This window comes from Streptomyces sp. DF42 (assembly GCF_058267695.1).
Window position 1 is genome coordinate 5,642,101 of sequence record NZ_CM177859.1, and the last position, 26,113, is coordinate 5,668,213.

The 26,113-nt window shown below is 68.1% G+C and carries 22 protein-coding genes and 4 pseudogenes; 14 read left to right on the top strand and 12 right to left on the bottom strand.

Annotated features, from left to right (window positions below; translation table 11 throughout):
- The first annotated feature begins 1 nt into the window (after window position 1).
- Window positions 2-1,336: an alpha/beta hydrolase gene (locus tag ACYUED_RS25850; protein WP_491285506.1), complete on the top strand. Its 1,335-nt coding sequence runs from the start codon at window positions 2-4 to the stop codon at window positions 1,334-1,336.
- Between the two features lie 506 nt (window positions 1,337-1,842).
- Here ACYUED_RS25850 and ACYUED_RS25855 read toward each other — a convergent pair.
- Entirely contained in the window at window positions 1,843-2,478 is a 636-nt protein-coding gene (locus ACYUED_RS25855; protein ID WP_266519239.1) for a hypothetical protein, read from the bottom strand.
- 338 nt (window positions 2,479-2,816) lie between these two features.
- On the opposite strand from ACYUED_RS25855, the gene hemL reads away from it, so the two are divergent.
- The 8 genes from hemL to ACYUED_RS25895 all read left to right on the top strand — a co-directional run bounded on the left by hemL (window position 2,817) and on the right by ACYUED_RS25895 (window position 11,156).
- Entirely contained in the window at window positions 2,817-4,136 is a 1,320-nt protein-coding gene (gene hemL, locus ACYUED_RS25860) for a glutamate-1-semialdehyde 2,1-aminomutase (RefSeq protein WP_491285508.1), read from the top strand.
- Window positions 4,133-4,831: a histidine phosphatase family protein gene (locus tag ACYUED_RS25865; RefSeq protein WP_491285510.1), complete on the top strand. Its 699-nt coding sequence runs from the start codon at window positions 4,133-4,135 to the stop codon at window positions 4,829-4,831. Before hemL ends, ACYUED_RS25865 begins: the two co-directional genes overlap by 4 nt.
- 254 nt (window positions 4,832-5,085) lie before the next feature.
- On the top strand, window positions 5,086-6,402 hold the full coding sequence (locus ACYUED_RS25870; protein WP_491294437.1) for a polysaccharide deacetylase family protein: 1,317 nt from the start codon (window positions 5,086-5,088) through the stop codon (window positions 6,400-6,402).
- A gap of 66 nt (window positions 6,403-6,468) precedes the next feature.
- Window positions 6,469-7,089: a TlpA family protein disulfide reductase gene (locus tag ACYUED_RS25875; RefSeq protein WP_491285512.1), complete on the top strand. Its 621-nt coding sequence runs from the start codon at window positions 6,469-6,471 to the stop codon at window positions 7,087-7,089.
- Window position 7,090: 1 nt separating this feature from the next.
- On the top strand, window positions 7,091-7,861 hold the full coding sequence (locus ACYUED_RS25880; protein WP_266519249.1) for a cytochrome c biogenesis CcdA family protein: 771 nt from the start codon (window positions 7,091-7,093) through the stop codon (window positions 7,859-7,861).
- Window positions 7,862-7,864: 3 nt separating this feature from the next.
- The gene (gene resB, locus ACYUED_RS25885) at window positions 7,865-9,604 is read left to right on the top strand and encodes a cytochrome c biogenesis protein ResB (RefSeq protein ID WP_491285514.1); all 1,740 of its coding nucleotides are present in this window, start codon (window positions 7,865-7,867) and stop codon (window positions 9,602-9,604) included.
- On the top strand, window positions 9,601-10,701 hold the full coding sequence (ccsB, locus tag ACYUED_RS25890; protein WP_491285516.1) for a c-type cytochrome biogenesis protein CcsB: 1,101 nt from the start codon (window positions 9,601-9,603) through the stop codon (window positions 10,699-10,701). Before resB ends, ccsB begins: the two co-directional genes overlap by 4 nt.
- A gap of 62 nt (window positions 10,702-10,763) precedes the next feature.
- On the top strand, window positions 10,764-11,156 hold the full coding sequence (locus ACYUED_RS25895) for an SRPBCC domain-containing protein (RefSeq protein WP_491285518.1): 393 nt from the start codon (window positions 10,764-10,766) through the stop codon (window positions 11,154-11,156).
- Here ACYUED_RS25895 and ACYUED_RS25900 read toward each other — a convergent pair.
- The 5 genes and pseudogenes from ACYUED_RS25900 to ACYUED_RS25920 all read right to left on the bottom strand — a co-directional run.
- Window positions 11,143-12,096 (bottom strand): isopenicillin N synthase family dioxygenase, encoded by a 954-nt coding sequence (locus ACYUED_RS25900; RefSeq protein WP_491294438.1) that lies wholly within the window; start codon window positions 12,094-12,096, stop codon window positions 11,143-11,145. The genes ACYUED_RS25895 and ACYUED_RS25900 overlap by 14 nt on opposite strands.
- Window positions 12,097-12,169: 73 nt before the next feature.
- Window positions 12,170-12,628 carry a nucleoside deaminase gene (locus ACYUED_RS25905; RefSeq protein ID WP_491285520.1) on the bottom strand — a complete coding sequence of 153 codons (459 nt, stop codon included), beginning with the start codon at window positions 12,626-12,628 and terminating at the stop codon, window positions 12,170-12,172.
- Between the two features lie 116 nt (window positions 12,629-12,744).
- Window positions 12,745-12,876 (bottom strand): annotated as a pseudogene (locus ACYUED_RS25910) (site-specific integrase); the annotation flags it as partial.
- A gap of 429 nt (window positions 12,877-13,305) precedes the next feature.
- Entirely contained in the window at window positions 13,306-13,890 is a 585-nt protein-coding gene (locus tag ACYUED_RS25915) for a recombinase family protein (RefSeq protein ID WP_491285522.1), read from the bottom strand.
- A gap of 261 nt (window positions 13,891-14,151) precedes the next feature.
- A pseudogene (locus ACYUED_RS25920) lies at window positions 14,152-14,400 on the bottom strand (ADP-ribosylglycohydrolase family protein); the annotation flags it as partial.
- Window positions 14,401-15,074: 674 nt separating this feature from the next.
- Between ACYUED_RS25920 and ACYUED_RS25925 the strand changes: the two are divergent.
- Complete coding sequence (locus ACYUED_RS25925; RefSeq protein WP_491285523.1) at window positions 15,075-15,644, top strand: hypothetical protein; 570 nt, start codon at window positions 15,075-15,077, stop codon at window positions 15,642-15,644.
- Complete coding sequence (locus ACYUED_RS25930; RefSeq protein WP_491285524.1) at window positions 15,542-17,707, top strand: right-handed parallel beta-helix repeat-containing protein; 2,166 nt, start codon at window positions 15,542-15,544, stop codon at window positions 17,705-17,707. The genes ACYUED_RS25925 and ACYUED_RS25930 overlap by 103 nt, the downstream gene beginning before the upstream one ends.
- 354 nt (window positions 17,708-18,061) lie before the next feature.
- Here the strand turns inward: ACYUED_RS25930 and ACYUED_RS25935 are convergent.
- From ACYUED_RS25935 to ACYUED_RS25950, 4 genes and pseudogenes are all read right to left on the bottom strand, one after another.
- Window positions 18,062-20,179 (bottom strand): annotated as a pseudogene (locus ACYUED_RS25935) (DUF4158 domain-containing protein); the annotation flags it as partial.
- 102 nt (window positions 20,180-20,281) lie between these two features.
- A complete protein-coding gene (locus ACYUED_RS25940) occupies window positions 20,282-21,181 on the bottom strand; it encodes a transglutaminase-like domain-containing protein (RefSeq protein ID WP_491285525.1) in 900 nt (299 codons plus the stop codon).
- 168 nt (window positions 21,182-21,349) lie between these two features.
- Window positions 21,350-22,024, bottom strand: a complete 675-nt coding sequence (locus ACYUED_RS25945; protein ID WP_491285526.1) for a hypothetical protein — start codon at window positions 22,022-22,024, stop codon at window positions 21,350-21,352.
- A 60-nt stretch (window positions 22,025-22,084) separates the two neighbouring features.
- Window positions 22,085-22,798: a MerR family transcriptional regulator gene (locus ACYUED_RS25950; protein WP_491285527.1), complete on the bottom strand. Its 714-nt coding sequence runs from the start codon at window positions 22,796-22,798 to the stop codon at window positions 22,085-22,087.
- Window positions 22,799-22,915: 117 nt separating this feature from the next.
- On the opposite strand from ACYUED_RS25950, the gene ACYUED_RS25955 reads away from it, so the two are divergent.
- A complete protein-coding gene (locus tag ACYUED_RS25955) occupies window positions 22,916-23,218 on the top strand; it encodes a hypothetical protein (protein ID WP_491285528.1) in 303 nt (100 codons plus the stop codon).
- A gap of 58 nt (window positions 23,219-23,276) precedes the next feature.
- Here ACYUED_RS25955 and ACYUED_RS25960 read toward each other — a convergent pair whose 3' ends face one another.
- Entirely contained in the window at window positions 23,277-24,260 is a 984-nt protein-coding gene (locus tag ACYUED_RS25960; RefSeq protein ID WP_491285529.1) for a quinone oxidoreductase family protein, read from the bottom strand.
- Between the two features lie 96 nt (window positions 24,261-24,356).
- Between ACYUED_RS25960 and ACYUED_RS25965 the strand changes: the two genes are divergently transcribed.
- Window positions 24,357-24,692, top strand: a complete 336-nt coding sequence (locus ACYUED_RS25965; protein ID WP_491285530.1) for an ArsR/SmtB family transcription factor — start codon at window positions 24,357-24,359, stop codon at window positions 24,690-24,692.
- Between the two features lie 77 nt (window positions 24,693-24,769).
- Here ACYUED_RS25965 and ACYUED_RS25970 read toward each other — a convergent pair.
- A pseudogene (locus ACYUED_RS25970) lies at window positions 24,770-25,003 on the bottom strand (cytosine permease); the annotation flags it as partial.
- 174 nt (window positions 25,004-25,177) lie between these two features.
- Here ACYUED_RS25970 and ACYUED_RS25975 point away from each other — a divergent pair.
- A complete protein-coding gene (locus ACYUED_RS25975) occupies window positions 25,178-26,098 on the top strand; it encodes a hypothetical protein (protein ID WP_491285531.1) in 921 nt (306 codons plus the stop codon).
- The last annotated feature ends 15 nt before the right edge of the window (window positions 26,099-26,113 follow it).

Genomic DNA, 26,113 nt, shown 5'->3' on the forward strand with positions numbered 1-26,113 from the left:
TGTGCCCACGTCAGCCATACGTCTCGTCCGCTTCACCGGACGCTTACTGCTGGCCCTGGCCGCCGTCGTGACGCTGGTCGTCGTCTTTCTTGCACTGATCGCCCTCACGGACGGGGCAGGTTCGGGGCTCGCCGCGTGGTTGACGACCCTCGGGGCCGGGACTGTCCTCGCGCTGTGGCGGGGCCGGCACCGCACCTGGCCGACGAGGCTCGTGCCGTTCCTGCCGGTGATCGTCGCGGCGGCGTTGACGGCGACGGTCTGCATCCCGACCGTGCCGACGGCCCGGCGGTACCCGCCCGCGCTGCCGCTCGTGTCCACTCAGCACTGGAACCTGGCCACGGGCAGCCGGGTCGCGGTGTATCACTACCCGCCCGCGAACCCCGGCCCCCGGCATCCCGTCCCGTTCGTGTACCTCCATGGAGGACCCGTCCGCGGCATCTCGGTGCAAGACCACCGGTTTCTGCGACTCCTGGCACGCCAGGGCTATGACGTCTACGCCTACGAACAGGCCGGTGGCGGACGAAGCGACCTGCTCACCATGGACCAGTACACGATCTCCAGATCGGTCCGTGACCTCGCCGCCTTCGTCGACCACCTGGACAAGGGCAAGGTCGACATCCTCGGATTCTCCGGCGGCGGAGTCGTGCTCACCCGAGCCCTGGCCGACCCTGGCGTCGCCGCACGCCTGCACCGGGCGATCATCGCCGAGCCCGGGCCCATGGACGGCCCCACCGCACACATCACCGGGCACAAGGGCCGAGCATCCGCACGGGGCCTCGCGCCGGCACCGACCGGACCGCGATCGACGCACGTTCCCCGGTACGCCGTGGCATTCGGCCTCATGCGACTCGGACTCCTCACCCCCGACACCGGACTGATCGGGCAGGCCGAGGGCGACAACGCCTTCACCGCCGCCGACCTCGGCAGCGACACGGCATCCGCCTACTGCGCGCGCGACGCGCACCGCATCCCCACCGAGGACACCGCACAGAACTTCTCCTTCAGTCCCGCCGCCAGCCTCCGCATCCAGCAGACGGTCAAGGACTCACCCTCCATCGCCCCGCAACTGAGGCGCTCACGGACCCCCGCGATGCTGATGATCGCCGAGTGCTCCTCCCAGGTCCGTCAATGGGCGACCGCCGCGCTTGCCAACGACCCCGCCCTCCAGCGCGCGCAGTACATGCCTGGAGTCGGACACCACATGTGGAACGGCCTCGACAACAACAATGACCGGGCTGTCGCCGTCATCACTGCGTTCCTTCAGGACAAGCCAGCCCCCCTGCCGAACTACCCGATCCGCGACGAGATCCCTACCTTCCTGCGCGACCACAAATGAAGACGTTGCCGCCCGGCACGGGACTGTAAGACCTTCTTCGGTGTAACTCCCGATCATGGCAGTCTCGGCGTGTCCCCGGGCGCGGCTCCCGCGGCTCATGGGCGAGCTGGGTTCCCCATTGATCGGAAGCCGCCTGGCTCCGGCGATTTGCGGCGTTGCAGCCGCTCCGCGCGGAACTGATTGCCCAGTAAAGCGGAATTGATTGCTCCGATAAAAGGGAGCTGACGATCAGCTCTCCGCTCGACAGTCTCGGTGTGGTCAGGCCGGATCCGGCAGACCGAGCTCTGGAGAACCAGCGATGCCCCACTCACCCACAGCGGCGGCGCCCTTCACGGAAACGGGAGCAGAGGCGGAAGACGACGGCGACCGGCCTGCCGCCCAGGGCACATCAGCACCCCCAGCAAAACCAATGTGCCCTCAATGTGCCCTGCCCGCCTAACGACCCCTCTCCAGCACCAAAAAGGGCGAGGCCCGAAGACCCCGCCCGAAACGACCGAAACCCCAGGTCACGGCCACACAAGGCAATAAGGCTGATGCCCCGCCTCATGCAGCCGATGGCTGAAGTCCTGCCACTCGTGCAGCAGTTGGTAGACGTTGAACGCGTCGCGTGGGCCGCCACGGTCCGGGACCGTCGACCAGATGAAGGCTGCCGCGCCCACGGCTTCCTCGCCTATGCCGCGCAGGGGGTCGACGACCGTCATGGGGAGCTTGACCACCGCGTAGTCGGGGTGCAGGACGACCAGTTCCAGCGGGGGCACCTTGTTCAACGGCACGCCTTCGATGCCCGTCAGCACCATCGCCGCCATCGTCTCCGGTTTGATCTTGGTGAACATGCCGTTCATGCCGAGTTCGTCGCCGCCGAGTTCCTCGGGGCGCATCGAGATCGGGACGCGGGCCGCGGTCGCGCCGTCCGGCGCGCCGAAGTACTTGTACGTCACCCCCACCCGACCACCATTCCTGCTCCCCGCCCGGAGCGGCTCGCCCCGCCGGTCGATCCGCCGGTCGATCCGCTCGGGCTCAATCGGTACACCCTGCGCCTGACGGGCTTCGGCCTCCTCCGCCTCGCGTCGGTGCTTTCCCCGCCGGGCACGTCGAGGACCCAGGTCGTCAGTCCCCTCGCCCAGTCCGCCACCGCGATGCATATCTCCACCCGACTGCTTTTCTAGGATGCGTGGCCCCCGCCGCGCAACCCGATCATCGTGTCAGTGACCTCCCCCACGGCCGCCCGCCGAAACGTGCGCTGAAACACCTGTCCGCAGGATCTTCGCAGCCTCTGAACAAGCCTCCGTACACCTATACGTACGCCAGGGCCGTTTGAGCTGTGTGTATCAGGTCCCAGTTTCGCAGATCGCGCGGGGCGGCGACTGTCCCTCGGGTCAGCAGCAGCGCTCGCTGCCGCCCGCTCACCCTGGCCTACCCTGAGGATGTCCCTTGCAACCGGAGCCGGGTAAGTCGGAGAAGGTCGGAGAAGTCGCAGGTCATGAGCGAACTGCCTTATTCATACGAAGCGCCTGTCTCGCAGGCACTGTTCGACCGGGCCGCGGCCGTCACGCCCGGCGGCGTGAACTCCCCGGTGCGCGCCTTCCGTGCCGTGGGCGGTACGCCCCGGTTCATGGTGTCGGGTACGGGTCCGTACCTGACGGACGCGGACGGGCGGGAGTACGTCGACCTGGTGTGTTCCTGGGGTCCGATGATCCTCGGGCACTCCCGCCCCGAGGTCGTCGCGGCCGTTCAGGACGCCGTCTCGCGCGGTACCTCCTTCGGGACGCCCGGCGAGGGCGAGGTCGCCCTCGCCGAGGAGATGGTCGGGCGGATCGAGCCCCTTGAGCAGGTGCGGCTCGTGTCCAGCGGGACCGAGGCCACCATGAGCGCCATCCGGCTCGCCCGCGGGTTCACGCGACGCACCAAGGTGATCAAGTTCGCCGGGTGTTACCACGGTCACGTCGACTCACTGCTGGCCGCGGCGGGCAGCGGTGTGGCGACCTTCGCGCTGCCCGACACCCCCGGCGTCACCGGCGCCCAGGCCGGCGACACCATCGTCCTTCCCTACAACGACCTGGAGGCCGTCCACGAGGCCTTCCACCGGCACCCCGGTGAGATCGCCTGCGTGATCACCGAGGCCTCGCCCGGGAACATGGGCGTCGTACCGCCGCGGCCCGGCTTCAACCAGGGACTGAAGGACGCCTGCTCGAAGAACGGCGCACTCTTCATCTCCGACGAGGTCATGACAGGCTTCCGGACCAGCCGTGCCGGGTGGTTCGGGATCGATGGGGTCAGGCCCGACCTGATGACCTTCGGGAAGGTGATGGGGGGCGGCTTCCCGGCCGCCGCCTTCGGCGGTCGTGCCGAGGTGATGGCGCACCTCGCGCCCGCCGGGCCCGTCTACCAGGCCGGCACCCTCTCCGGTAACCCGGTCGCCACCGCGGCCGGCCTCGCCCAGCTTCGGCTCCTCGACGACGCCGCCTACGACACCGTCGACGCGGTGTCGGAGACCGTCCGGTCGCTCGTCACCGAGGCGCTCACCAAGGAGGGCGTCGCGCACCGGCTGCAGAACGCCTCCAACATGTTCTCCGTCTTCTTCGCGGACCGTGAGGTCCGCGACTACGAGGACGCCAAGAAGCAGGAGTCCTTCCGCTACACCGCGTTCTTCCACTCGATGCTGGCGCAGGGCGTCTATCTGCCGCCCTCGTCCTTCGAGTCCTGGTTCGTGTCCACGGCCCACGACGAACAGGCCGTACAGCGCATCGCCGACGCCCTTCCGGCGGCGGCCCGAGCGGCGGCGGAGGCCACGGCAGCATGAGCGACAGCAACAACACGGCGGGCAGCGACATCACGGTCGTACACGTCATGCGGCACGGTGAGGTCGCCAACCCGGACGGGGTGCTCTACGGGCGGCTCGCCGGGTACCACCTGTCCGAGCTCGGACGGCAGATGGCCGACCGGGTCGCCGAGCACCTCGCGCCCCGCGACATCACCTACGTCTGCGCCTCCCCGCTGGAGCGGGCGCAGGAGACGGCGACCCCGATCGCCAAGGCGCACGGGCTCGACCTCGCCACCGACGAGCGCCTCATCGAGGCCGACAACGTCTTCCAGGGCAAGACCTTCGGGGTGGGCGACGGCGCGCTGCGCAAGCCCGGGAACTGGAAGCACCTCGTCAACCCGTTCAAGCCGTCCTGGGGCGAGCCGTACGTCGACATCGTCGTACGGATGATGCGGGCGCTGGACTCCGCCAAGGACCAGGCGCGTGGGCACGAGGCCGTGCTGGTCAGTCATCAGCTGCCGATCTGGATCGTGCGGTCGTACGTCGAGAAGCGGCGGCTGTGGCACGACCCGCGCAAGCGGCAGTGCACACTCGCCTCGCTGACGAGCTTCACGTACCAGGGCGACAAGCTCGTGTCCGTCGGCTACAGCGAGCCGGCCATCGACCTCGTACCCGCCCATCTCCGGGCCGGTGCCAAGCCGGTGCAGGGGAAGTCGAAGGCCTACGGCGCGTAAGAGACCGTCCGCAAAGGAGTCCGCAAAGGAGTCCGTAAAGGAGTCCGCGTAGGAGGTCAAGTAGGAGTTCGTGCCGGCGTCGGCGTCGGAACTCCGCGTCGGAACCCTCGATTCCGGGGGGATGGACATTCCCTTTGGGTTCCCTGACGCGTTCGTGACGTTTGTTGCGAGATCGGTGTGATCGAGGGGAACCTCCCCGTTCGTCATGTCCTCTGACTAAGTGACAATCAGGGCACATGACGAATGGGGTTGGAATGCGCGCTCTCTCCCGCAGGGGAATGCTCGGTCTCGGTGCGGGAGCCGCGGCCGCCGTCGGACTCTCGGGCTGCGGCACCCTCACGCAGTCAGACGGGTCCACCCCTACTCCGGGTTCCCACGGCGGCGGATCCGGCAAGCCGTCGCACCCCGCCCGCCCCCTCGGTGACGGCTCGACCTCCTTCACCGGCAAGCAGCCCCACCAGCCGGGCAAGCCCGAGCCACTGGAACCCGGCCAGATGCCGCCCCAGTTCGTGATCTTCTCCTGGGACGGCGCCGGCGAGGTCGGCAACGGTCTCTTCCCCCGTTTCCTCGACCTCGCCAAGCAGCACCAGGCCTCCATGACCTTCTTCCTCTCCGGGCTCTATCTGCTGCCCGAGTCGAAGAAGCGTCTCTACAACCCGCCGAACAACCCGCGCGGTGCCTCCGACATCGGCTACCTCACCGACGAGCACGTCAAGGCCACGCTGGCCAACGTCCACCGCGCCTGGCTCGAAGGGCACGAGATAGGCACCCACTTCAACGGCCACTTCTGCTCCGGCTACGGCACCGTCGGCAACTGGACGCCCGCCCAGTGGCAGAGCGAGATCCAGCAGGCGAAGGCCTTCGTCAAGGAGTGGCGGACCAACACCGGCTGGACCGACCTGCCTTCGCTGCCCTTCGACTACGACAAGGAGCTCGTCGGCGGTCGCACCCCCTGTCTGCTCGGCCAGAACAACCTGCTGCCCACCGCCAAGAAGCTCGGCTGGCGCTACGACGCCTCCTCGCCCGGCGGCCGCCAGGTCTGGCCCGACAAGAAGCAGGGCGTGTGGGACCTGCCGCTGCAGCAGGTCCCCTTCCCCGGGCGGTCCTTCGAGGTCCTGTCGATGGACTACAACATGCTCGCCAACCAGTCGGTCAACTCGACCAACGCGCCCGCCTACAACTACCCGGCCTGGCGCACCCAGTCCACGCAGGCCTACATATCAGGCTTCAAGCGGGCATACGAGACGAATCGGGCACCGTTCTTCGTCGGCAACCACTTCGAGCACTGGAACGGCGGCATCTACATGGACTCCGTCGAGGCGGCGTTCAAGTACATCGCGCAGGAGAAGGAGAAGGGCGCGGACGTACGCATGGTGTCCTTCCGGCAGTTCGTCGACTGGATGGACGTACAGAAGCCGGAGGTGCTCGCCAAGCTGCGTACGCTCGATGTCGGACAGCAGCCGGTCGGCGGCTGGAAGACGTTCCTGAAGGACACCTCCTCGACCTCCTCCTCGACCACGTCCTCGACGTCCTCGTCGACCTCCTCCTCGACCTCCGGGCAGGGCGCCTGACATGTGGTTGTCCCTCCGCAAGGGGGGTGCGCAAGATCCCTGGAACGGGCATGCGAAACTTTTCACATGAGTGCCGCAAGCCGTGCCCCGTCGCGCTCGAACCGCGCACGTCGCCGAGCCGTCCTGACCACCGCCGGTGCCGCGGTCGCCACGCTGCTGATGTCCGCCTGCTCCTCCGGAGGCACCTCCGGCGGAGGCGGTGACACCAACTTCGTGATGGGCAAGGACGGCATCTCCACCGCCAAGAAGGGGGAGCGCGCCCAGGCGCCCGACCTGTCCGGCAAGACGGTGGACGGCAAACAACTCGACGTCGCCTCCTACAAGGGCAAGGTCGTGGTGCTGAACGTGTGGGGCTCCTGGTGCCCCCCCTGCCGCGCCGAGGCGCCGGGCTTCGAGAAGGTCTCCCAGGACCTGGCCAAGGACGTCCAGTTCGTCGGCATCAACACCCGTGACACCAGCACCGCGGGCGCCCGCGCCTTCGAGCAGCGGTACGGCGTCGGGTTCCCCAGCCTGTACGACCCCACGGGCAAACTGATGCTCCGTTTCAAGAAGGGCACCCTCAACCCGCAGGCGATCCCCTCCACTCTCGTCCTCGACCGCGAGGGCAAGATCGCCGCGCGTTCGCTGGCCGCGCTCAGCGAGGAAAAGCTGCGCAGGATGATCGACCCGGTCCTCGCGGAGAAGTGACGTGAGCCCACTCACCACACTCGCCGAACCGGGCCTCAACGACACGGTGCTCAACGGCGCCCTGCTGGTCGCCCTGCCCATCGCCCTGCTCGGCGGACTCGTCTCCTTCTTCTCCCCGTGCGTCCTGCCGCTCGTCCCCGGCTATCTGTCGTACGTCACCGGGGTGGCCGGCACCGACCTCGCCGAGGCCCGACGCGGCCGGATGGTCGCCGGCGCCTCCCTCTTCGTACTCGGTTTCACCGCCGTGTTCGTCTCCAGCGGCGCCCTGTTCGGCTACTTCGGCGACACCCTCCAGGACAACAAGGGCGTCCTGAGCAAGGTGCTGGGCGCGCTCATGATCCTCATGGGTGTCTTCTTCATGGGGCTGATGCCCTGGATGACCCAGCGGGAGTTCCGCTTCCACCGCAGGCCCGCCGCCGGGCTGGCCGGCGCACCGCTGCTCGGCGCGCTGTTCGGCATCGGCTGGACCCCGTGCATCGGCCCGACCCTCGCCTCCGTGATCGCCCTCTCCTCCCAGCAGGGCAGCGCGGGCCGCGGGGCCATACTGACCGTCGCCTACTGCCTCGGCCTCGGTGTGCCGTTCGTGCTCGCCGCGGTCGCCTTCCGCAAGGCGCTCGGCGCCTTCGGCTGGGTCAAGCGCCACTATGTCTGGGTGATGCGGATCGGCGGCACGATGATGATCGTGACCGGTCTGCTGCTGCTCACCGGCGCCTGGGACCGCATCGTGCAGGACATGCAGTCCTGGTCCACCGGCTTCACCGTGGGGATCTGATCGATGAGCAAGACCACAACCGGTACGACCCCCGAGCGTGTCGACGACGACCTCGGCGCCGCCGGCTCCCAGCTCTCCACCGCTCCCAGGGAGGACCTGCCGAACCTGCCCTCCCTGGGCGTGATCGGCTGGGCCCGCTGGTTCTGGCGGCAGCTCACCTCCATGCGGGTCGCGCTGCTCCTGCTCCTGCTTCTCTCCCTCGGCGCGATCCCCGGCTCGCTGATCCCGCAGACCGGCATCGACGAGACGAAGGTCGCCGACTTCCGCAAGGCCCACACCTTCCTCGCACCGGTCTACGACAGGCTCGGCCTCTTCCACGTCTACAGCTCGGTGTGGTTCTCCGCGATCTACATCCTGCTGTTCGTCTCCCTCATCGGCTGCATCATCCCGCGCACCTGGCAGTTCATCGGCCAGCTGCGCGGCCGCCCGCCGGGCGCGCCCAAGCGGCTGACCCGACTGCCCGCCTACACCACCTGGCGCACCGAGACCGAGCCGGAGCAGGTCCGTGAGACCGCGCTCGCCCTCCTCAGCAAGCGCCGCTTCCGCGCCCACCTCGACGGTGACGCCGTCGCCGCCGAGAAGGGCTATCTGCGGGAGGTCGGCAACCTCGCCTTCCACATCGCGCTGATCGTGCTGCTGACCGCCTTCGCCTGGGGCCAGTTGTTCAAGTCCGAGGGCAACAAGCTGGTCGTCGAGGGCGGCGGCTTCTCCAACACCACCACCCAGTACGACGACTTCAAGTCCGGCAACCTCTTCACCGCCGACGACCTCGTGCCGTTCAGCTTCCACCTGGACAAGTTCACGGGCACCTATGAGAAGAGCGGTCCGAACCGGGGGACGCCGCGCACCTACCAGGCGAGTCTCACCTACAGCGTGGGCGCCTACGGCAAGGGCCGGACGGACCTCGTCAAGGTCAACGAGCCGCTGGAGGTCGGCGACGCGAAGGTCTACCTCACCGCCCACGGCTACGCGCCCCTCATCACCGTCCGCGACGGCAGGGGCAACGTCATCTACCGCGACGCCGTGCCCCTCCTGCCGCTCGACCCCAACGTCACCTCCACCGGTGTGGCCAAGGTCCTCGACGGCTACAGGAACGCCCAGGGCGTCAGGGAGCAGCTGGGCATCTCGGCCTTCTTCCTGCCGACGTACACCAAGGGCAGCGAGACGGCCTCCACCTTCCCGGCACTGAACAACCCGGTGCTGAACCTGACCCCGTTCCACGGTGACCTCGGTGTCGACTCGGGCATCCCGCAGAGCGTGTACCAGCTCGACAAGGCGCATGTGAAGGGGTTCAAGGACGCCAAGGGCGCCCAGCTCAGGGACAACCTCAGGCCCGGCCAGACCATGAAGCTCCCCAACGGCGCCGGCTCGATCACCTACGAAGGCACCAAGCAGTGGGCGAACTTCCAGGTCGTCCAGCAGGCCGGCACCACGTGGGCGCTCGGCGGTGCCCTCACCGCCATCTTCGGCCTCGCCGGCTCCCTGTTCATCCAGCGCCGCCGCGTGTGGGTACGGGCGGTGAAGGGCGCCGACGGTGTGACGGTCGTGGAGATGGCCGGACTCGGCCGCAGCGAGTCCGCGAAGGTACCCGAGGAACTCGGCGACCTCGCCGGGATCCTGTACGACCGGGCGCCGGGCGCGCCCGAGCCCGACGGGCAGGCCGACGCCGGCTCCCCGGACCAAGACGACACCACCACCCCCGACCCCCAAGTCCTCCCTGCCGAAGGGGCTGAGACGACATGACTCTCGCCGCCGGAACCGAGTTGGCCACGGCCACCAACGAACACCTCGCGAACATCAGCAACACGCTGATCTACTCCGCGATGGCCGTCTACACCCTGGCCTTCTTCGCGTACATCGCCGAATGGCTCTTCGGCAGCCGCAGCCGGGTCGGCCGCACCGCCGCGGCGCTCACCCCCGGTGCCGAGAAGTCCGGGAAAGCCCCGGCCGTCACCGTGCAGAAGGCCGGCGGGACCGCCGTGCTGGAGCGGCCCAAGGTCGTCGTACGGGCCTCGGCCGGTGCGCGTGACGTGCCCGACGGGCCCGGGGCGCACGGCGGGGACGAGCAGGGCGACCTCTACGGGCGTATCGCCATCTCGCTCACCGTGCTCGCCTTCCTCGTGCACCTCGCCGGTGTGGTCGCCCGCGCGGCCTCGGTGGAGCGGGCGCCGTGGGGCAACATGTACGAGTTCAACATCACCTTCTCCACCGTCGCCGTCGGCGTGTACCTCACGCTGCTCGCGCTGAAGAAGAACATCCGCTGGCTCGGCCTGTTCCTGATCACCACGGTCCTCCTCGACCTCGGCATCGCCGTCACTGTCTTGTACACCGCCAGTGACCAGTTGGTTCCCGCCCTCCACTCGTACTGGCTCTACATCCACGTCTCCACCGCGATCCTGTGCGGCGCGGTCTTCTACGTGGGCGCGGTCGGCACGCTCCTCTACCTCTTCAAGGACTCGTACGAGAGCAAGCTGGAGAACGGCGGCACGCCCGGCCGCTTCGCCACGTCCTTCCTGGAGCGGCTGCCCGCCTCGTCCTCCCTGGACAAGTTCTCGTACCGCATCAACGCTGCCGTCTTCCCGCTGTGGACGTTCACGATCATCGCGGGCGCGATCTGGGCCGAGTCGGCCTGGGGCCGTTATTGGGGCTGGGACCCGAAGGAGACGTGGGCGTTCATCACCTGGGTCGCCTACGCCTGCTACCTGCACGCCCGCGCCACGGCCGGCTGGAAGGGCCGCAAGGCCGCCTACCTGGCCCTGATCGCCTTCGGCTGCTGGCTGTTCAACTACTACGGCGTGAACATCTTCGTCTCCGGCAAGCACTCCTACGCGGGGGTGTGAGCGGGCGCGAGGCGTGAGCCGGGCACGTGCGCGACGCCGCCCGGCGGGTCAGGCTGGTGTACATGACCGGTTCGATAGAACAGGGCACCAGCCAGACCCACGGGAGCACGCACCTCCTGCACTTCCTGGTGCGGGTCCCCAGGCCCGTGGAGCAGGTCTGGGAGGCGGTGGCCGCCCCGGAGGGGCTCGCGCGGTGGTTCGCCGCCGCCGACGTCCTCGAACCCCGGCTCGGCGGCGGGGTCACCCTTCGTGACGTGGGGAGCGGCCAGGTCACCGCGTGGGACGTGGACCGGGTCGCCGAGTACACGCTGGGTGACGGCGGCCGGATCCGCTTCCATCTCGAACGGGACGGGGACGACGGCACGGCTGTGCGCTTCACCCACGAGTTCCGGGGCGAGGCCGAGTCCGAGGAGCGCTGGCGGGCCCGCTTCGAGCGGCTGATCAGCCCACCGTGATCGAGTCCAGCTTCTCCCGCAGGTACACGTGCGAGTCCACCGGCTCGTACGCCACCCGCCCCACCGGCGCCGGTACGGACTCCACGATCGTGCCCGGTGTGCACTCGCCGAAGTAGACGAGGGACATCAGCTCCTCGGCGGGCGCGTCCGCGGGCGGAGGCAGCACACGGTGGCGGCCCGAGCGCCAGCGGTCGCCGGTCCAACGGGCCATCAGATCACCGATGTTGACGGTGAAGGCGTCGGGATCGTACGGGGCGTCCTCCCAGCCGACGCCTCCGTCCGCGGGGTCCGTGTAGACCTGCAGCCCGCCCTTGCCCGCCTGCCGGTCCAGGATCGTGACGGTCCCGAAGTCGGTGTGCGGGCCGATGCGGAACTGGCCCGGCTGCGGCTCGCCGACCACCTCGGTGCCCGGGTACCAGTTGATGTTGAAGCCGTACGTCGGGTGGTCCATGTGCCGGGAGAAGAAGTCCGGTTCGAGGCCGAGAGCCTCACCGAGGAGGGAGAGGAGCAGTTTCTCCAGGTCGCCCATCAGCTCCAGGTACTCCTCGCACAGCACCCTGAGTCCGGGCACCTGGGCCGGCCACACGTTGGGCGCGTACCACTCCGCGTTGACCACCGGGTCCTCGAAGGGCTCGTGCGTGGCGAAGGTCAGCGACTCCTTCAGGTCCGGCGGGGTCTCGGTGCCCTCCGAGTAGCCGTTGGCCTCCGCGCCCGGCCCGAGCCAGCCGCGGCCGCCGACCTTCGCCGCGTACGGCTGCTTGGTGTCGACGGGCTGCCGGAAGAACGTACGGGCGGCCTCCCGGATCGAGGAACGCAGTGCCGGGTCCACACCGTGCCCGGTGACCAGCAGGAACCCGGCGGTCTGCAGGGCCTCGTCGACGGTCTCGGCGATCCCCGCGCGGGCCTCGGGATCGCCGGACAGCCAGGGCCGCAGGTCGATCGTCGGGACACGGGTCGGGACGGGGGCGGTGCTTCGGGTCGGGGTACGGGTGGGGGTTCGGGGGGCAGGTGCGTCACTCACCGATGTCCTCGTTCCACAGTGCCGGATGGTTGGTGACGAAGTCCCGCATCATGCCGATGCACTCGGGGTCGTCGAGCAGCACGATCTCCACGCCGTGCTCGGCCAGCCAGTCGTGCCCGCCGTGGAAGGTGGCGGCCTCGCCGACCACGACGCGTGAGATGCCGAACTGGCGGACCAGACCGGAGCAGTACCAGCACGGCGAGAGGGTGGTCACCATGGTCGTACCGCGATACGACCGCTGCCGTCCCGACGCGCGGAACGCGGCCGTCTCCGCGTGCATCGACGGGTCGTCGTCCTGGACGCGCCGGTTGCGGCCGCGGCCGAGGAGGGTGCCGTCGGCGCCGTAGAGGGCGGCGCCGATCGGGATGCCGCCCTCCGCCGACCCGGCACGGGCCTCCTCGACCGCGGTCGCGAGCCAGGTGCGTGCCTGTGCGTGATCCATGCCTCTCATGCTGCTGTGGCGGCGGCGCCGGGGCAATGCGGCGTGATGGGGTGCCGGTAAGAACGCTGTCACCAGCCGCAAACGGCGGTGATCTTGCGCGCGGGCCGTACGTGTGAACCGGCCGCCGACAGCCGTGCTAACCCGGTGTCCGGGCACACGTCGCGCGGGGCGACGACCTTGCCGGGGCCGGGCCAGCGGTGGGTGACGAACACCGGGCCGCAAGTGCGGCCGCGCAGCAGGCGGGGCAGTAGCCGGGCGGGCGAGAGGCCAGCCAGCGGCCGGTTCGGGCGCCGCCGGTGAACGCGCGGGCCGCATAGACCGCGGTCGGGTGTGCCGAGCGCGTACGCGCTTGTCCTTTTCGTCGCCCTAGACAAGGCCGTTGACTGGATAGAGCATGGACCCAGACTCATCATTATTAGCCGGTTTGCGTAGCTCTGAAGGAGGAGGGGTCTGTGACCTGCCCCAAGTGCAAGCGCACTATGAAAGCTAGGACTGACGGCAGCTGGGTCTGCTTCGGCTGCGGCGTGGTTCAGCGCCCGAGGGCGTGAGCTAGTACGTGTTTCCAACACCCAGCCCTGCGGGCGCGCGCACTGCGCGAGGGCATGTGGGGCACGGGGGCCGTGCGGAGGGTTGCGGCGTTCTCCATGGCGCTCCGGGCGAAGCTCAGGGCTCCCTCGGGGTCGTGATCAGTCCCCGGACCTGGTGGGTTGGGGCAGTTCCGGCGTGCTCGTCGCTTCAGCGAGCGCGAGGCGACCGCCCTTCAGCTCGGGCACGTAGTTGTAGATCGTGTTCCTGGAGACGCCGAGGAGCTTCGCAATCGAGGTGACGGTGTTCTCCGGGCGGGCGAGCAGGTCGCGGGCGTGACGTACCTGCTCCTCCGTCATCGCCGGCGGGCGGCCGAGCCGGACGCCACGGGCACGGGCGGCGTCCAGGCCCTCGTTGGTGCCCTGGACGATGAGTTCGCGGATGAACTCCGCCAGGGCCGCGAACACGTGGAAGACCAGGCGCCCGCCGGGCGTGGTCGTGTCGAGCGCCTCGTTCAGCGAGGTGAAGCCGATGCCACGCTTGCGCAGGCCGGACACGATCGCGATGAGGTCCTGGATGGAACGGCCGAGCCGGTCCAGCGACGGGACGACGAGGGTGTCGCCCTCGCGCAGGTAGTCGAGGGCCTTCCACAGTTCCTCGCGTTCGGCGTTCTTGCCGGACTTCTTGTCGGAGAAGATCCGGATGCAGCCCGCTGTGTTGAGTGCTTGGATCTGCCGGTCGAGCAACTGCCCCTTTGGTGGACACGCGTGCGTATCCCACGAGGCTGCCGGTCCTGGCAGGTGCAGCCACCCCAGGACGACGACGCCGCCGATCTCCTCGCCCCCGTTCCGGCCGTACGGATCGTACAGAAAAGGGCGCTCCTCAAGTTCTTGAGCACATCGACTTTCTGACACCGTTTTATGGGCATGATCCGGCGTCGATCCGGTCGCGCGCCGCCACTTACCGATCTTGCTCATCAATCAGTCGATTGATGAGCAAGACCCGGTTCAGCTTTCGAGGCAGCGTGCAGGGTGGAGCAGATCTGCCAGGTACAGCACTCGTCCGTCGAATCCTGGCAGGGGACATGGAGCAGCTGGGGCCAGTGGGCGGGGATTGCATCCAGCCCGTAGTACGCCCCCGCGAGGTCTTTGCCCGCGGCGACGGTGTCCGTGTCACCGCCAAGGTCAATCGCCGCGCGTATCACGTCGTCGAAGCTGGCCGTGGTGCGCAGGGGCCCAGACTGCGGAGCCCAGGCAGGCCAGAGGTCACCGTTGCAACGGCAGAATCACTTGCCCGGGTGACGCGTTCCTCTGCCTCCCGCCGCAAGTCCCAGCTCCCCGAAGGCCGTGACATCACCCACGGCTACCTCATGCCGCGGGTCGCCTGAACTGCCGGGCGGCAGCACGCACATGCACGCGGCTCGCGGTATGCCGCTCGGCAGGACATCGGGCGGCTACGGCTGGCCAGCGGCTCCACCGGCGGCGACCCTTTCGAACATGACTTCGAAAATAACCGCTCGAAGCAGGCGGCCCGGATCTCAACTCCCACGCGGGGATGGCGACCTGGCGCGACCTGGCCATCGGTGCCCGCCGCCTGACCGGCAAGACCAGCATCACTTTCGCGCCGGGACGTGGGAGAGGGGCCTGAGTTCATGGATACGAGGGCGTCGCGTATGGGCGCGTTGGCGTCGTCTTTGCGGTGCCCGGACCAGGGCGCCCTGCGGTGGTGCGCGATCTCCAAAGGCCGCTTGAAATCGCCGGGACGGCCCGACGCGCCTATCCTTAGAGGAGGCGCCCATAAAGGATTCAGTATTACCTCCGGCGCCGATTAGCAGGGACCAGCGCCCGGCCGCCGCTGAGGCCGCTCCCGGAACTGACGTGTTCCCTGGACCTGCGTTTGCCAACGAAGTCTCAACGGAAGAGAAGTTCCGATGGACATCGTCATTGTGACCATGCAAGCCGCACAGAAGGTCACAGCCGGCCAGGCGGTCCGCATCACCAAATCACCGACCACCCCCGGATCACCGGTCACCGCCGTCAGCCCTGCAGTCGCCCCTGCTGTCCCGCAGAGCAACAACCCCCCCAGCGACGAGACGTTGCAGACGTTGCATACCCTTCCGTTCTTTGGGATTGCTCTGCAGACGGCGGCCGCCAGGGCGAAGGTCGATGTTCAAATAGGCGGTGTCGTTTTCCGAATAGGCGACGTTGCTTTCGGCGGCCTGGGCCCCGGAAAGCCTGGCGCGGTTGGCGTCAACAGTTCGGGAAAACTCGTGCGCGCTAACGCCGTGCGCGCTGACGATCCGACAAAAAAAGACTGCATCAGCGCTCCGAATTGGATCGGTGACTGTGACGCTTCGGGCATGGTGACAATCCGGCCCCGCCGCGACACGCGGCTGACGTGCTTGATTTCGGAGCGGCAGGGGATGGAACGGCCGAGCACCCCGACGACACGGACGCGCTCCAAGATGCCCTGGACTGCGCAATGCGACTCGGAAAGATGACGGATAGCCCGTTGTCCGACGGCAAAGTCGTCTACCTTCCTCCGGGCGACTACGTGATTAAGAAGCCTCTTGTCGTCTCGAACGGCTGCATTCTGGAGGGAGCCGGCTTCGGCTTCAGAGGAACTTCCCGAATAATCGCGGATGTTAAAGGCGGCGATTTCAACCTTTCCACCAGGACTAATCCACCCCAACATGACCCTCCGGGTATCGGAGGTAGTATCGGTCAAGTCGGAGCAACAGGCGCGAGAGAGACAGTTTATTGCGCAATTGCCCTGACGGGCTTTTCGATCGGGACCGGATCGCCCGATCGCGGTCGTGCTGACTATGCTGTGCTGCGCCAGTTCACCCTCGAGTCGAAACCCCTACAAAGGAGGGGTACCGACGATTCCGATCTCTACCAGACTCCGCAGATGGATGGCGTACGAGTTCTGGCGGGCGGCACGTGGATCGAGAAGGTGCGGATAGCTGGCTTCAGGCGCAACGGAATAACGATATACGCAGGCGATGCGCCTGGCTTCACGCCGCAAGTAAATGCCAACCTCACGCAGATACGTGATTGCCTTATCTATGGCAATGGCCAACATGGGCTCGACATCGGCAGTGTGGGTAAAGATGAGACCAATTCCATGCTGGTCATGAATGTTTCCGCCACAGATAATGGGCGTGATGGAATTCACGACGAGTCATACCTTGGCTGCACCTTCGTTTCGTGTCACACCGCAGCAAACAAACACCGAAACATCAGCTCCGACCACGATGCCGCGTGGTCCGTGTACGTCGGTTGCTACGCCGAAGTGGATGCACCAGCGGTATTCAAGGGGGATGGGCATACCGCTGTAGTCGGAGGGGACATGGATATCACCCCGGACTCAACGTACTGGGGCTATGGCGCCGTCAGAGGAGGACCTGGACCCTCTGTCCTGAAAGTGACAAATAACTTTTCCAAAGTGCAATTGTATCGGAACGTCTCCGGTGGGATCGACATCGACAAGGGCGAGCTGAGGACGGGCGGGATTCTACGCAACGGGAATCCTTCCAAAGCGCAAGGATATCGATATGAAGCGCAAACTGCCGGGCGTACTATTGGCACAGATTCTGCCCACCCTAATCGTGAGCCTGATTGGAACACAACGAAAGGGAGCCTGACACAAGATGGCACACAAGATACCGGTGTGACATGGCTGTGCTTGGGTAAACTGGAGCCCACGGTCGTAACGTCCAACACCCTCGGAAATAATGGAAATTCTCTGATCATTCAGGACTTTCAGTCTACGACGGTGGACGGCAAGTTGAAAGACGCGGGAGATTCCCTCTTCCGTACCGAAGTCCTGCCAGCTCCGGATCGTGACAACCCTCTCGATCCTCGTGACCCTCTCAAGGGCAGGATAGAAACGTCCCTTCTGAGTAATGGGCAGTTCCATACGTACTATCAAACCGCGTACGAAAACGGTCCGCGTCCCGGCGCGCTGATGCTTCCGGAAGCCTGGATTGGAAACTACCTCTACGGTGAGCGGCGAATCTGTGTTGTTCCTAACGGGGATCCCTTCAATATCCGTGTGGGTAGCTGCAACTTCTACCTACCGGGTGATCTGATCCTCAATGCCGTCGATAATGCAACGCGCCGAGGCGGCCCGATCGGGTGGGCGGTGAAGGCTGCGTGTGGAAGGGGGTCAAGGGAGTCAACGAATTCTGGTTGTATTGACTGGGTTCCTCGGACGCACTACCCCATAGGGCAAACCGTCAGGCCGACGCAGCCCAATGGCTTCCTGTATCGGCTGACCGCCTACATCGCCGGTGGCCCGTTGGAACCGAAGCTCAATGTCTCCGGTGATCTGGATCCCTGGGACAACCACGCCCAGAGCGTTGGAAGCGTGACTAACGACAAGCACCTAGTTTGGCAGACGCTCTATGACTTGGATGATCCCGCAAACAAATGGTGCATTGAACCGCTTCCACAGCGCGCGGAAAAACAGACGAACTCGAATGCGACTGACATTGACCAGCTGAAAAAAGATTTCAACGCACTTCTTGACAAGATGAGAAAGGCGCACCTGTTGGAATAGGCGGAGGCGGACGGAACTGATATCGGGGATGCCGCATCTCATCGAATCCGACAGTGGGTCAGCTGAGCGTGGTGAACGTTGACGACACAGCGGGCCGGTGGCACTTCGAAGGCGGCGCGTGTTCCAGCATGACTCCCGTGTCGCCAACGCCACGCCAACTATGGGAGCACACAACGCGTCGTGACGGTATGACACCGTGCAGGGAACGCATGGCTTTTCCACGGATGAGCAGGCCGGCAGGGTCAGTGCGGCCTCTCGCGGCGTCGCTACGCGCATGGCGGGCGGTTGTGGGCAGGCCGCACCAATACACGAGAAGGCTCTCCGTATCAGGGGGCGGACGGGGTATGCGCGGACGTGCGTGGAGTCGGAGGCGACCGCGGTCGAGCCCTGTCCCCACAACTCGGTGCTGCGGGCGGTGAAGGTGGCGTTCACGATCTGGATGGCGATGGCGCGGGCGGCCTCTGCCGACAGGTACCGGCGCCGCACGTACCGCAGCTCGTCCTCGGTGTGGCCGTGGCCGCCGGACGCCACGGCCTTGATCCCGGTGTTCGTGCCGTACGCGTAGATGACCAGCAGCAGCCGTTCGGCAAGCACCTCCGGCGAGAGGCTGCCGCCGCCGGAGACGGAGGTGACCGCGTCCAGGCAGCCGGTCCGCAGCACCGCTTCCTTCAGCATGTCGACGAGCGGCACGATGCCCCACCGCCTCTGTACCTCGGCCTTGATCCTGCGCAGATTGCGCGGCTCGGGCTGGGCCTCGGCCGCCGTCAGCCGGATCGCCCCGGACTTCCGCTCGGCGATGTCCAGCCAGGACAGCTTCGGCATCCCGTCGTTGAGCAGGGCCAGCTCGGCCGTCATCTGCTCGCGCAGCTCGTCGACGAACACCGCGGCGTCCAGCGGCTTGCGCAGCTCCCTGTAGTTCTCCGCCCGCCTCGCCTCGAAGTCCTGCGGCAGGTCCTCGTCCGGGTTGCGCCACTTGTCGGCGCCGACCACCCAGATCTCCTTGCACTTGAGCTGATCGCGCAGGGCCTGGAAGGCGACAACCTCGTAGACCATGCGCACCACCCGGCGCCGGCCCCGCTTGTCGGCACGGTGCACGACCTCCGCCCAGTCCCCACCCATCGCCTTGTGGGCTGGCACCGTCTCGCCCAGCGGGTAGTACGTCGTGTTCCCCGCGTTCGCGTACCGCGCCACCAGCGCCAACGCCTCGATCACCGGCCGGTGAGCATGGTTGGAGGAACGGAACTCCAGCACGTCCAGCAGCTTGATCAGCCCGCGCCGGTAGTGGTTGGTATACGACGCCTTCAGCGTCGTCTGCACCGTCCGCCGGTAGACCGGCCCCCGGGTCTTGAACTCGTGCACCAGCTCCCGCAGCGTCGCCTCGCCCCCGGACACCGCCGGGAACACGACCTGCCGCACCGTCCCCTCCGGGGTGCCGAGCGACGCCTCGGCGAGCTTGAAGAGGATGTTCTCCTTGCCCGACACCTTCTTGAACGCGTTGATGAGCTGCTCGGTGACCTTCTTCTCCGCCCGCGCCCCGATCCGGTGCACCGTGGAGATCAGCAGCTCCACCAGCGTGTCGGTGATCTCCCGCTCCCGCTCGTGCAACAGCGCGGCCAGCAAGCTCACCCGCAGAGCCACCGGGTGCGTCCGCAGATGGGAAGGCGACTCCACCGCAGCCCGCGCCCGCCAGCCCGCCACGACCTTCGGCGCAACGTCGATGAACAGATCCCGTGGCAGACCGATCGCCCGCACCGCCAGGAGCTTGTCGATCTCGGTGAGCATCGTCTCCAGGCTCACATTGCCCGGCGCTTCCTTGACCTTCGCCAGCACCGGCGGCGCGTCCTCGCCCTCCGTACCGCCACTCGCGGGTCCGGCGTCGTCCTGGTCGGCGCCGGCCACCAGAGCCACGATCCGCTCAATGCTCTCCACGGTCAGCCGTGAGGAGACCAGGGCAGTCAGTGACTCCTCGGCCGCACGCAAAGCGGCCCCCACGATCCGGTCGCACCGGCCCGAGGTGGGCGGCTCGATACTCTCCTCGCGACAGCGCACCAGCAGTTCCACCCGGACCTGCTCGGGCCTGCGCTCCTTGTGCGCGACGTGCTCGGCCAGATACGCCGTCAGCTTCTCCGCGTCCGCGACGCTGCACTCACGGAAACCGAGGTGCTCCCGGATCTGCGCACGGTGGTACTCGACCGTACGGCCCGTCCAGTCGTAGGACTCCAGCTCCGAGGCAGGAACCTGCACCTGCCGGGCGACGAACTCCACGGCCTCACCGGGCAGCTCTGCCCGGTTCCGGGGAAACCGGCCATACTGCGTATGGAACTTCAGCAGCACGGCGAAGCCCAGTCTCGTCGCACCGCGCTTGCCGGACACGAGCGCCTGCTCGTCCTTCAACAGCGTCCAGTGCTCGACGAGTTCGTCCAGATCCAACGGAGTACGGGCCACGATCTCCGATCGTCGTCGCAGACCCACCGCAGCCGTACGGCCCAGGACTCACCCACACGGGTGACCCCGTCGCAAGATCACCGCCGTTTGCGGCTGGTGACAGCATTCTTACCGGCACCCCGTGATGGCTCAGCGGAGGGTGACCAGGCTCGGTCCGTTGAAGGGGGCGTAGCTCGTCACCGTCCTCGGGGTGCGCAGGGTGTCGTCCTCGGCGAACAGCCGCCGTGCCGCGGCCAGGGACACGTCGCCGCTCACGACGGGGGCCACCCGGTCGTAGAAGGCGCGGGCCGGTTCGGGCAGGGGCTCCCCGGGCTCGCCCTCGGCCTCTCCCCACACGTCCCACAGGAGGGTCTCGACCTTGTTCAGCGCCGCGAGGTCGAGCCGGATGCTGCCGGACACGTACCGCTCGCCCCAGAACGGCCCCTCCTCGGGTCCGTGCAGTCCGAAGGTCGCCGGATCCGCGCCGCGCTCGCGGATCTCCCGCCATGCCTCACCCGCGACGAGGAAGCGGTCGCGCGGTACGTCCATGGGGTCGAAGTCGACCTTCCAGTGGTCGGTGACGAAGGGGTCGGCGAGCTGGGCGTCGGCGAACAGCCAGCCGCGTTCCTCGTCCCAGTACTCGGTGACGACGTGATCGCCGTGGAAGCCGTCGGACCCCCAGTAGTCGGCGAAGCCGATCCGGATGCGGGCCGGGACGCCCGCGTGCCGCAGCAGCGAGCAGTGCAGCAGCGAGAAGTCCCGGCAGATCCCGACGAACCGGTCGCCCACCTCGCGCCGCCGGTCCAGCGGTGCGTCGTTGCGCCCGACGAGGATCCGCAGGATGCCGTCGACGTAGCGGGTCTCGGCGTCGTTGTGCAGGCGGTCGGTGGGGTGGGCGTGGCCGAAGAGCTCGCCCTCCAGGCGGTGGATGAGCAAGTTCCGGGAGATACAGGCGAGTTGGGCGGGGTCGCGCGGCAGGTCGGCGTAGAGGCGGGCGAGATCGCCGGGGTCGGAGAAGGTGCTGTGCGAGGCATGGAAGTCGAGCGACACGACGGGCCTCCCGAAGGCGTCATCGGCCACGTGTTCGAATACGGGCCGGTGCGGTTCACGGTGTCAAAATCCCCCGCGAATTGTCCAGTTGGAGGGAGTGGTTGAAGGGGCTGGTTGAACGGGCCGGCTGAAGAGGGCTGTTGAAGGGGGCGCCGGTCGCGTGCGGTGTCATGCGCGCTGCCACACCGTCACGGCGAGGTCGATGTGGTCGGGGTCCGGGATGCCGGTCACCTCGACAGCGGCGACCCGCAGGTTCTCCGTGCCGACACAGGCCCGGTCGCCCTTCTGCACGTCCAACGACTGCTGCCCCAGCCGGGTGTTGAGGAGCGTGGCGCACTGCGCCCGCGTCGGCGGCCGGGAGTCGGTCCAGCGGACGAGGGCGTAGGCGCCGTAGAGCTGGGCGGCTCCCTGGACGGCGAGGTCGCCCACGGGGGCCCGGTCGGGCGGTGCGTCGTCCAGGAACCAGCCCCGCACACCCGCGGTCCCGTCCAGTCGCAGGGAGCCCTGCCAGCGCACCCGGCTCTCCGCGGTCGGGGCGGGGGCCGGGGCCGAAGCCGGGGCGGAGGTCTCCCGGGGCGTGGACGGCGGTGCGGTCGTCGGCTCGGGCGGGTCCGGGCGGGAGGGGGCCGTCGTGGGGCCGGGGGCCGGGGTTTCGGAGGCGGGCGTCGTCAGGGGCGGCGTCGCGGGTGAGGGCGTGCCGCTCGCGGTCGGCGGGCGGTTCAGCGCGACGACCAGCGTCACCGTCGCCGTGATCAGGGCCGCCGTCAGCGTGCCGGTGAGCGTGATGAGCGCCGCCTTCACCCCGGTGTCCTGGCTTCGGAACCAGCGGAGAAACCTCACCATGATGTCCCACTCCTGCCGGATGGACCGTCAACTGTACGGTCACGGAAGGGGCGTTGGCGATCAGGAGAAGTCGGCCGCGAGGTACTCGTACAACATCCCCGCCCCTTCGAGCATCGCCCGCGTCCGCTCCGTCAGCGCCTGGCCGCGTGCGGTGATCGCCGCCCGCAGTGCCTCGCTGCTGCCCTCCCGGCGCAGGCCCTCCAGGACCGGGCGGATCTGGTCGAGGAGATAGTCGCTGCGGCGCAGGGTCTGGACCAGCCGGGCGTCCCGTACGTCCCCCGGGCCGTACGTGCGATACCGGGTCCCCCGCTCCCGCCCCGGCGCGAGCAGCCCCGCCTCCTCCCACACCCGCAGCGCGGACGGCCGCACGCCGAGCAGCGCGGCGACCTCTCCGACGCGCAGCCCGCCGGGGCCGGGCGCCGGCTGCGGTTCCGCGCGCGCCAGCGCCTCCAACGCCTCGCCGGACGCCCGGAGATCGGACCGCTCGGTGTGCAGGGCGGCATGCGCGGCATCCACCAGGGCGAGGGCGCCGGGGGTGTCCCCGGCGTGCACGGTCCGCATGATCCGGGTCGCCGCGACCGGTCCGTACCCCTTCAGCAAGGCCCGGTACGTCAGCAGCGCGCGCCGGTGCGCATCGGTGAAGGTGCGGTGGCCGGACCCGGTACGGACGGCCGGGGGAAGGACGCCCGCGTCCTCGTAGGTGCGGATCTGCTGGGTGGAGACACCGGCCAGGCGGGCGAGGTCGACGGGGCGGAGGTGGTCGGTGTTCGTCATCTGTCCGAAGACTACGGTCGCGGGGCGACTCGGTCGGCACGCTTGCCGGATCTTCACCAACAGGCAAATTCCAGGTGGAAACCGCACGAGAACGACCTCTTCGCCTACGGTGAGGGCGTGGACGAAGAAGAGGACCAGCGCCTGGCCGCCCTCGCCCCGGAGGTCTCCCGTCTCTCCATCGACCTGCTGCGCAGGGCGGTCGGCAGCTACCCGGCCGAACGGGTCGCCCAGGAGGCGCTGGACTGCGCCGACGACGTCCTGGAGCGCTTCGGCACGGAGGGCCTGCGCGTCCTCGTCATGAGTCTCGGATGCTGGGCGACGGTGCAGGTGGAGATCAACGCGCACGCTTCGGGACGGCCGCCGGAGTCCCTCCTCGACGACATGCAGCTGACGTGGCTGGAGGCCGACCCGGAGGGCTGACCGCGGCTCGGACACGCAGTCCCGGCACACGGGCCTGCCGCGGCGCCCGAGGGCGTGATCAATACACCTGGGCGTTCACCCTGAGCAGCAGCTTGCCCGTGCTCGTGCGGGTGCCCATCAGCCGGTGCGCCTCCGCCGCTTCCTCCAGCCCGAACTCCGCCGTCACCGGCAACGACACCGTGCCGTCCAGCGCCTTCGCGAAAGCCAGCTCGGCGAGCGAACGCAGCTCGCCCGGAGCCGTCTGCGCCAGGGTCAGGATCGAGAATCCGCCGACGGAGACACCCCTCGGGTACAGCTCGGGCTGCCCCACGGTCCACGCCGGCGCCGAGCTCGCGTTGCCGAAGGAGACCAGGCGCCCGAAGACCGCGAGCGAGGCCAGGCTCGACCGGAGGGTCTCCCCGCCGACCGGGTCGAGGGCGAGGTCGACCCCGCGGCCGCCCGTCTCGGCCCGCACGGCGTCCGTGAACTCCCCGACGAACACCTCGTCGTACCCGTACTCGCGCGCGTAGGCGGCCTTGGCCTCGCCCGACACCACCCCGTACACCCTGCCGGCGCCCGCGGCCTTCGCCAACTGCCCCACCGCCGTGCCCACTCCGCCCGCCGCGCCCTGCACGAGTACCGTCTCCCCGCGCTGCAGTCGGCCCACGGCGTGCACCAGGGCGTACGCCGTCGGCAGCACGGTCGGCAATGTCGCCGCCGTACGCAGATCGATGCCGGCCGGGACCGGGAACACCGCCGAGGCGCTCGCCACCACCACGTCCGCGTAGGCGCCGCCCTCCGTCATGGCGGTCACCTCCTGGCCGACGGACAGCCCGGTGACGCCCTCGCCGACGGCCCGGATCCGCCCGGAGGCTTCGAGCCCGGGGACGAAGGGCAACCGCGGCACCCGGTAGCCCTCCCCGCGCGCCTTGAGGTCGGCGAAGTTGATCCCGGTGTACGCCACGTCGATGCTCACCTGGCCGGAGCCCGGCTCGGGCACCTCGGCCTCCACGACCTTCAGGACCTCGGGACCGCCGTACTCCTGGATCTCGACCGCGCGCATGACGCACCACCCCTGACTCGAGTGTTCAATGAAAAGCGAACACTAGTGAGTGTATGGTTTTCGTCGAACACTCGGCAAGGCGTGAAGGAGCCCCGCATGACGCAGCGCACCAGTCATCGGGCCGCCCCCGAGCACACCCACCCCGGCAACGTCTCCGTCCAGACCGCGCTCGCCGCGCTCGCCGATCCCGTCCGCATCAGCCTCGTCAGGGAGCTGGCGGGCTCGGCGGAGTGGTCGCGCAGCTGCGGAAGCTTCGACGTGCCGGTCGGCAAGGCGGCGCTCAGCCATCACTTCGTGGTGCTGCGGGGCGCGGGTCTGGTCGAGCAGCGCGACGAGGGACCCCGCCGGGTCAACCGCCTGCGGCGGGCGGAGTTCGAGGCCCGCTTCCCGGGTCTGCTGGACCTCGTCCTGCGGGACGAGCCGACGGCCTGAACCCCATCTGCGGCACACCGAAGCCCGTCCAGGGACAGCACGCCCTGCGTGATCGCGCCCAGCGCGGTGCCGAGGACGATGGCGGCCGTGGCCTGCCAGAAGCTCAGGCCGAAGAACAGCACCGAGATCACGCCGATGAAGACGGTCGCGAACTCGATGTTGGGCGAGGCCCAGGTCCACAGCAGCTGGAGCGGGGAGCCATGGCGTTCGGCGTCGGGGATGGGCTCGGAGCCCGCCGTCTCGACGGCGATGACCTTGTCACCGTATGCGGGGGCGAGGGTGCCGGAGGAGTCGGCGGGAGCGGTCGTCATGCGAGGTAAGTGTCCGGTTCCGGCCGGTCCGGGCACAGGGGCGCACCGTCCGCTTCGGGGGGCCCGCCGACGTACACCTTGTCGGGGCGGACGGGATTGATTGGGGCGGACGGGATTGATTGCAGTGATGGGAGGGGGCTGCCTTTCAACTCCCGGGTTCTTAAGTCTTGAGCCATGTCACTTCGCAAACACACCATCACGGGGACGGTCGCCGCGGCTCTGCTTGCGGTGCTCGCCACCCTCTTCGGTCCGTTGTCGAGCGCCCAGGCGACCGACTATCCCTGCGCGGGCGGTCCCTCGTCGGGTGCATCTTCTTCCGACGGGGGCACCTGCCCCACCCTGCACAACGAGAACATCGTGCCGCAACGCGAGTTCCCGACGACCCTGTACCGCGGCGACTCCCGCCCGCCGGTCGCGGACAACAACCAGGGCGTCTTCGACACCGGCTTCACGGCCCGGGGTGAGAACTACGACCTCCAGACCCACGTGCACGGCGGCGGGGGCGCCATGGACAGTGGGTTCATCTCGACCTCGGGCTCGCTGAGCATGAGCGAGTCCTTCGCGAGCAGCCAGGGGAACGTCGAACTGGCCAGGAACTCGGTCGCCGCCGCCTGCACCAACGGACAGCTCGCGGCCTACGCCCTTCTTCCGGGCGTCGGTCCCTTCCTCATGTACCGCTGCCTGAACGGCACGATCACCGGGCACAGCTACGTCTACCTGATCGACCCCACTTTCGCGCAGAACGCGATGTACGTCCCGGACCAGCTCCGCGGCGACGCGGCCATGCAGAACACCTACCAGGTCCAGGACGAGTGGGCGTACACCCACCACATCCCGACCTCCGCGATCATCGGCGTGCGCATCTACACGATGACCGCCCACTACCGGCGCGGCGGCTTCCTCAACGACCTCCCCACGTTCACCTACGACCAGTTCGTGGCCAACCCGAACCACGTGGCGGCCGTCGCGTACGACCCGGCCTCGGACGCCAACGCCGGCTGGAACTACAACACGCCCCTCGACTCGCCCTCCGCGAACGCCTACACCCGCGGTTGCAGCGCGATCACCCAGTGCCGCGGTGACGGCAACCCCTGATCCCCGGCACAACGC

What these genes read in the sequence shown, in the direction of transcription:
- ACYUED_RS25950 (WP_491285527.1), bottom strand. Translation starts at nt 22,798, where the DNA reads ATGACGAACACCGACCACCTCCGCCCCGTCGACCTCGCCCGCCTGGCC.
- ACYUED_RS25945 (WP_491285526.1), bottom strand. Translation starts at nt 22,024, where the DNA reads ATGGTGAGGTTTCTCCGCTGGTTCCGAAGCCAGGACACCGGGGTGAAG.
- resB (WP_491285514.1), top strand. Translation starts at nt 7,865, where the DNA reads ATGAGCAAGACCACAACCGGTACGACCCCCGAGCGTGTCGACGACGAC.
- ACYUED_RS25870 (WP_491294437.1), top strand. Translation starts at nt 5,086, where the DNA reads ATGCGCGCTCTCTCCCGCAGGGGAATGCTCGGTCTCGGTGCGGGAGCC.
- ACYUED_RS25905 (WP_491285520.1), bottom strand. Translation starts at nt 12,628, where the DNA reads ATGAGAGGCATGGATCACGCACAGGCACGCACCTGGCTCGCGACCGCG.
- ACYUED_RS25875 (WP_491285512.1), top strand. Translation starts at nt 6,469, where the DNA reads ATGAGTGCCGCAAGCCGTGCCCCGTCGCGCTCGAACCGCGCACGTCGC.
- ACYUED_RS25865 (WP_491285510.1), top strand. Translation starts at nt 4,133, where the DNA reads ATGAGCGACAGCAACAACACGGCGGGCAGCGACATCACGGTCGTACAC.
- ACYUED_RS25895 (WP_491285518.1), top strand. Translation starts at nt 10,764, where the DNA reads ATGACCGGTTCGATAGAACAGGGCACCAGCCAGACCCACGGGAGCACG.
- ACYUED_RS25975 (WP_491285531.1), top strand. Translation starts at nt 25,178, where the DNA reads ATGTCACTTCGCAAACACACCATCACGGGGACGGTCGCCGCGGCTCTG.
- ACYUED_RS25960 (WP_491285529.1), bottom strand. Translation starts at nt 24,260, where the DNA reads ATGCGCGCGGTCGAGATCCAGGAGTACGGCGGTCCCGAGGTCCTGAAG.
- ccsB (WP_491285516.1), top strand. Translation starts at nt 9,601, where the DNA reads ATGACTCTCGCCGCCGGAACCGAGTTGGCCACGGCCACCAACGAACAC.
- hemL (WP_491285508.1), top strand. Translation starts at nt 2,817, where the DNA reads ATGAGCGAACTGCCTTATTCATACGAAGCGCCTGTCTCGCAGGCACTG.
- ACYUED_RS25855 (WP_266519239.1), bottom strand. Translation starts at nt 2,478, where the DNA reads ATGCATCGCGGTGGCGGACTGGGCGAGGGGACTGACGACCTGGGTCCT.
- ACYUED_RS25925 (WP_491285523.1), top strand. Translation starts at nt 15,075, where the DNA reads ATGGACATCGTCATTGTGACCATGCAAGCCGCACAGAAGGTCACAGCC.
- ACYUED_RS25965 (WP_491285530.1), top strand. Translation starts at nt 24,357, where the DNA reads ATGACGCAGCGCACCAGTCATCGGGCCGCCCCCGAGCACACCCACCCC.